A 5975-nucleotide genomic window follows, 5' to 3' on the forward strand; every position below is an offset into this window, starting at 1 on the left:
GCACATGCCGGTACATCTCGGCTCGATGGACCGCTCGGTCGAAACCATCATCCGGCTGAATTCCGGCGACATCCACCCCGGCGACGTCTTTGCCCTCAACGCACCCTACAATGGCGGCACGCATCTGCCGGACATCACTGTCGTGACGCCGGTCTTCGATGATGCCAAGGAAAGAATCCTGTTCTGGGCCGCCTCGCGCGGCCATCACGCCGATATCGGCGGCACGGCACCCGGCTCGATGACGCCGCTCGCCACCACGGTCGACGAGGAAGGCGTGCTGTTCGACAATTTCCGCATCGTCGACCGTGGCCGCTTCCGCGAGAAGGAGCTGGAAACGCTGCTCACCGATCACCGCTATCCGGCCCGCAATCCGCACCAGAACATCGCCGACCTCAAGGCGCAGATCGCCGCCAACGAGAAGGGCGTAGCCGAACTGCGCAAGATGGTCGCCCATTTCGGCCTCGATGTCGTCGAGGCCTATATGGGCCATGTCCAGGACAATGCCGCCGAAAGCGTGCGCCGCGTGCTAGAGCGGCTGCCGGATAGTTCTGAGTACGAATACCCGACCGACACCGGCCAGATCATCAAGGTGAAGATCACGGTCGACCGGCAAAAGCGCGAGGCGACGGTAGACTTCACCGGCACCTCGCCGGTGATGAAGAACAATTTCAACGCGCCCGAGCCGGTGGCCCGCGCCGCCGTGCTCTACGCCTTCCGCGTCATGGTCGAGGATATGATCCCGATGAATGCCGGGTGCCTGCGGCCCATCAACATCATCATTCCCGATGGCTGCATGCTGAAACCCGCCTACCCCGCCGCCGTCGTCGCCGGCAATGTCGAGACCTCGCAGCATGTCACCAACGCGCTGTTCGGCGCCATGGGCGCCATGGCCAACGCCCAAGGCACGATGAACAACCTGACCTTCGGCAACAAGACGTACCAGTACTACGAGACGATCTGCTCCGGCTCGCCGGCCGGCCAGATGAACTCCGGCCGCGGCTTTGCCGGCACCTCCGGCGTCCACACCCACATGACCAATTCGCGCCTCACCGATCCCGAAGTGCTGGAACTGCGCTTTCCCGTGCTGCTCGAGGATTTCCACATTCGGGAAAATTCCGGCGGCAACGGCAGATGGAGCGCCGGCGATGGCACCAAACGCACCATCCGCTTCCTCGAAAAGATGGAATGCGCGATCCTGTCCTCGCACCGCAACCGTCCTCCCAAGGGGCTGGACGGAGGCGGCGATGGCGAGGTCGGCTCGACCAAGATCCGCCGCAAGGACGGCACGATCGACCTGCTGAAAGCCTGCGACCAGACCATGTTGCAGGCCGGCGACGCCGTCATCCTGACGACGCCGACGCCGGGGGGATTTGGCCGGCGATGACCTCGCCCCCGGGCTGCTAGCCGGCTGCTGTCATCCATCTGTCATCGCCGAGCGCTACCCGCTTGCGGCAAAGCAAATGGGGAATCACTTTGCCATGACGGACGTTTCCGCAGATCTGGTTTTTCGCCGCGGCAAGGAAGTTGGAAAGGCCGTCTATCAGAACCGCCCGCTGTCGAAAGCCGGCATTTCGGAGCGGCTGTTCGCCTTCCTGTTTTCCGGCCTCGTCTATCCGCAGATCTGGGAAGACCCCGATGTCGACATGGAGGCGATGCAGCTCGGCCAGGGCCACCGCGTCGTCACCATCGCCTCCGGCGGCTGCAACATCCTGGCCTACCTCACGCGCTCGCCGGCCCGGGTCGACGCCGTCGACCTCAACACCGCGCACATCGCCCTGAACCGCATGAAGCTGGAGGCGATGCGCCATTTGCCATCGCAGGGCGACCTGTTCCGCTTCTTCGGCGCCGCCGACACCAGCCACAATTCGAAAGCGTATGACCGTTTCATCGCGCCGCATCTCGATCCTGTCAGCCGTCACTACTGGGAGCGCCGCAACTGGCGCGGGCGCCGTAGGATCACTGTCTTCGACCGCAATTTCTACCAGACCGGCCTGCTCGGCCTGTTCATCGCCATGGGCCATCGCACGGGAAAATTCTTCGGCGTCGACCCAGCCGGCATCATGCAGGCCAGGAACATCGGCGAGCAGCGCCGCTTCTTCAACGAGGAGTTGGCGCCGGTCTTCGACAACAAGCTTTTGAGATGGGCGACGTCGCGCAAGGCTTCACTGTTCGGCCTCGGCATTCCACCGGCGCAGTACGATTCGCTGATCACTTCTGGCGACGGCACCATGGCCAGCGTGCTGAAAGCCCGGCTGGAAAAACTCGCTTGCGATTTTCCGCTGGAGAATAACTACTTCGCCTGGCAGGCCTTTGCCCGCCGCTATCCGAACCCCGGCGAGGCCGCCCTGCCCGCCTATCTCGAAAAGCAGAATTACGAGAGCATCCGCGGCAATGTCGACCGCGTCGCCATCCACCATGCCAATCTGATCGAGTTTCTCGCCGGCAAGGATGCAGGCTCCGTCGACCGTTTCATCCTGCTCGATGCACAGGACTGGATGACCGACGACCAGCTCAACGCGCTGTGGGCGGAAATCACCCGCACGGCTTCGGCCGGCGCCCGCGTCATCTTCCGCACCGCCGCCGAGCCCAGCCTGCTGCCGGGTCGCGTCTCCAGCTCGCTGCTCGACCAATGGGACTATCAGGACCAGGCTTCGCGCGAATTTTCGGCCCGCGACCGCTCGGCCATCTATGGCGGCTTCCACCTCTACGTGAAGCGCGCGGCATGAGCACCAGCGAGCTGCCGGCCAGCCCCGAATTCAAGGCCAGCCATGCCGAACTGATGGACGGCGTCTACCGCTGGCAGCGCCACATCTACGACCTGACCCGCAAATACTACCTGCTCGGCCGCGACCCAATGATCTCGGGGCTCGACGTGCCTGTCGGTGGCACCGTGCTGGAACTCGGCTGCGGCACCGGCCGCAACGTCATCCTCGCCGCCCGTCACTATCCCGACGCGCGCTTTTTCGGCCTCGATATTTCGGCCGAAATGCTGGAGACGGCCGGAAAGGCGATCGACCGCGAGGGCCTGTCCGGTCGCGTCATATTGGCTAGGGGCGATGCCACCGATTTCGATGCCCGGGCACTCTTCGATGTCGAACGCTTCGACCGTGTCTTCGTGTCCTATTCGCTGTCGATGATCCCCGGCTGGGAAAAAACAGTATCGGCGGCACTTGCCGCCCTGTCGCCGAACGGTTCGCTGCACATCGTCGATTTCGGCCAGCAGGAAGGCCTGCCGCGCTGGTTTCGCACACTGCTGCGCGGCTGGCTGAAAAAATTCCACGTCGCGCCTCGTGAATCGCTGCGCGAAGTGCTGGAATCGGAATCTCGGCGAACCGGCGCAAGCTTCCGTTTCCGCACGCTTTATCGCGGCTACGCCTGGCTGGCGGTTATCGGGCCGCGCGGCTAGCCAAGGTGAAACTGCCATTTGCAGGCCGACCTCACCTGAATGTCAATGCACCTTAATGGAGTGCCTTCACCAACGCCCCCACCATCGTCTGCGGCCGATAGCCAAGCTTGGCAGGCGTCAGCCCCAGCCGCACCACCACCAACTGCTCCGAGGGAATGATGGCAACCGTCTGCCCGTCATGGCCTTCCATCCAGTACGTGTCCTTGGGCAGGCCTGCCGCGACACCGGCGCCGGGGTTTTCCTCATCGCCCGGGGCCTCGATCCACAATTGGCCCTTGCCGTAGACCTTCGAGGCGGATGCCGGCTCTCGCATCCAGTCGACGAAACCGGCCGGCAGGATCTGGTTGCCGTTCCACACCCCGCCTTGTAGCAGGAACTGGCCGAAGCGCGCCCAGTCATGCGCGGTCGCGTAGAGATAGGACGAGCCGACGAAGGTGCCCAGCTCGTCGGTCTCGAGCACCGCGCTGTGCATGCCGAGCGGCTCGAATAGCGCCGTGCGCGGCCACGTCAGCGCCCTGGCCTTGTCGCCGACCGCGTCCTGCCAGAGGCGCGACAGCATCACCGCCGTGCCGCTCGAATAGGAAAACTGTTTGCCGACCTCTGCAGCCAGCGGCTTGGATTCGGCAAAGCCCGCCATGTCAGGTTCGAGATAGAGCATGCGCGTGACGTCGGCGACGTCGCCATAATCCTCGTTGAACTCCAGCCCGCTCGACATCGCCATCATGTCGGCAAGGCTGATCGCGGCGCGGCCGTCCGCCTTCCACGGCGCGAACAGGTTTTTGTTGTCGAAAGCCATCTTGCCGTCCTTGACCAACGTACCGACGATGGCGGCATTCACCGTTTTGGTCATCGACCAGCCGAGCAGCGGCGTCCTGGCGGAAAAGCCATCGCCGTAGCGCTCGGCGACGACACGGCCATTCTTGACCACCACCACCGCGCGCATGCCGGTGCCGATCAGCGCCGCATCGTCCAGCAGCTTGGCAACAACCGGATCCTGTGATGCCTCGACCCGTTCGCCTTCCGGCCACAGGTCGCCCATGGTGACTGCGGACGGCTCCGCTTGGATCGCGGTCCGCCGCACCTTTCCTACGTCGCCGTCCGGAACCGAAGCGCAGCCAAGCCCGTCGCGGGCTACGGCGACGCTCTTGCCGAGGAAACCGAACAGGCCGGCAGACACCGTTCCCCTGTTCTTGTCCACCGAAACCCGCATTAACCGCAGCAGGGGATGCCCGGGTGCCTGCACGTCGACGGCCAGCACCTCATTGGGATCGCGGCCGGCGATAAAAACGTTCGAACAGACGATCTTGGCCGAGTAGCCCGAGCCAACCCTGATCAACTCCGGTGGCGCGATATAAAGCCAGGCAAAAAGTGCTGCGATCACCAGGACGATCAGGCCAAGCAGCCATTTGACGATCTTGACCACGATCCGCATTTATTTCCTCCGGGCCCTGCGCGACCCTTATGTCATCGATTTGCCGCCATTGCTTCCGCAAATCACAATGCTTGTCGAGCGTCATCAACGGATTATCAACCATGATCGGCGATCACAGGATATGCTGAGCGATGCTGTGGGGCGATCGTTCGGAGGGGGCCCGATCACAAAGCAGGCCATCAGTGTAGAGACCCATCAGCGACCGGCTGAATCCGGCTCGGGAATTGCGATGCGCCGTCTTGCGGGCCTGATCATGCTAGCGCTGCTTGGTGCTTGCTCGACCGTCGACGATCTCTCGCCGCTGTCGCCATCCGCTTCGAGCAGCCCGACGGTTGCCGTGCGCGCGCCGCGCTTTGCCGACTCCAAGCCGCATGAATGGGAGAGCGGCGCGCCGTGGAACTATGCCGTCCACGGCACCGATGTTTCCAAATACCAGACCTCGGTCGACTGGCCGGCTGCCAGGGCCAGCGGCATCTCCTTCGCCTTCATCAAGGCGACCGAGGGCGGCGACCGTTTCGACGAGTATTTCAGCGAGCATTGGGCGCGCACGAAGGCCAACGGGATTCCGCGAGCCGCCTATCATTTCTATTATTTCTGCACCCCGGCTGCCGTTCAGGCGCGCTGGTTCATCCGCAACGTCCCCGTCGATCGCTCGGCGATGCCGCCGGTCCTCGATATGGAATGGAACCCGCAATCGCCGACCTGCAGGCTGCGTCCCGACGCCGCCACGGTGCGCGCGGAGATGACCACCTTCCTCGAAATCGTCGAACGCCATTACGGCAAGAAGCCGATCATCTACACTTCCGTCGACTTCTTCGACGACAACGGGCTGTCGGGGTTCCGCGGCTATCCCTACTGGCTGCGTTCCGTCGCCGGCCATCCGCGTGAGAAATACGGCAGCCACCCCTTCACCTTCTGGCAGTACACCGGAACCGGCATCGTTCCCGGCATGACCGGCAAGTCCGACATCAACGTCTTCAACGGCAGCGAAGCCGCCTGGAACAAATGGCTGCGGCAGAACACCCGTTGACGTCAGGTTCAACGGCAGCACCGCCCTGGATCAAAAGCACTCCAGCAGAGCTTCCGTTGAACCGGTTTAACGGCAGCACCGCCCTGGATCAAATCACTCCAGCAGAG

General features: G+C 63.3%; 5 protein-coding genes. 4 read left to right on the forward strand and 1 reads right to left on the reverse strand.

What is annotated here, in order from left to right; genetic code table 11:
* The 3 genes from EN925_RS19390 to EN925_RS19400 all read left to right on the forward strand — a co-directional run.
* Window positions 1–1384: hydantoinase B/oxoprolinase family protein (locus EN925_RS19390; protein ID WP_206632858.1), on the forward strand; the 1384-nt coding region annotated here is incomplete at its 5' end.
* Between the two features lie 94 nt (window positions 1385–1478).
* Complete coding sequence (locus EN925_RS19395) at window positions 1479–2726, forward strand: DUF3419 family protein (protein ID WP_245465167.1); 1248 nt, start codon at window positions 1479–1481, stop codon at window positions 2724–2726.
* Window positions 2723–3406, forward strand: a complete 684-nt coding sequence (locus EN925_RS19400; protein WP_027160644.1) for a class I SAM-dependent methyltransferase — start codon at window positions 2723–2725, stop codon at window positions 3404–3406. Before EN925_RS19395 ends, EN925_RS19400 begins: the two co-directional genes overlap by 4 nt.
* A 52-nt stretch (window positions 3407–3458) precedes the next feature.
* Here the strand turns inward: EN925_RS19400 and EN925_RS19405 are convergent, their stop codons facing one another.
* The gene (locus EN925_RS19405) at window positions 3459–4838 is read right to left on the reverse strand and encodes a serine hydrolase (protein WP_064993831.1); all 1380 of its coding nucleotides are present in this window, start codon (window positions 4836–4838) and stop codon (window positions 3459–3461) included.
* Window positions 4839–5067: 229 nt separating this feature from the next.
* Here EN925_RS19405 and EN925_RS19410 point away from each other — a divergent pair, with 229 nt between their 5' ends.
* Window positions 5068–5868, forward strand: coding sequence for a GH25 family lysozyme (locus EN925_RS19410; protein WP_013530938.1), 801 nt, complete (start codon window positions 5068–5070; stop codon window positions 5866–5868).
* Window positions 5869–5975 lie beyond the last annotated feature (107 nt).

Origin of the sequence: Mesorhizobium sp. M7A.F.Ca.US.006.04.2.1 (assembly GCF_004022915.1) — a bacterium.
Classification (GTDB): domain Bacteria; phylum Pseudomonadota; class Alphaproteobacteria; order Rhizobiales; family Rhizobiaceae; genus Mesorhizobium; species Mesorhizobium ciceri.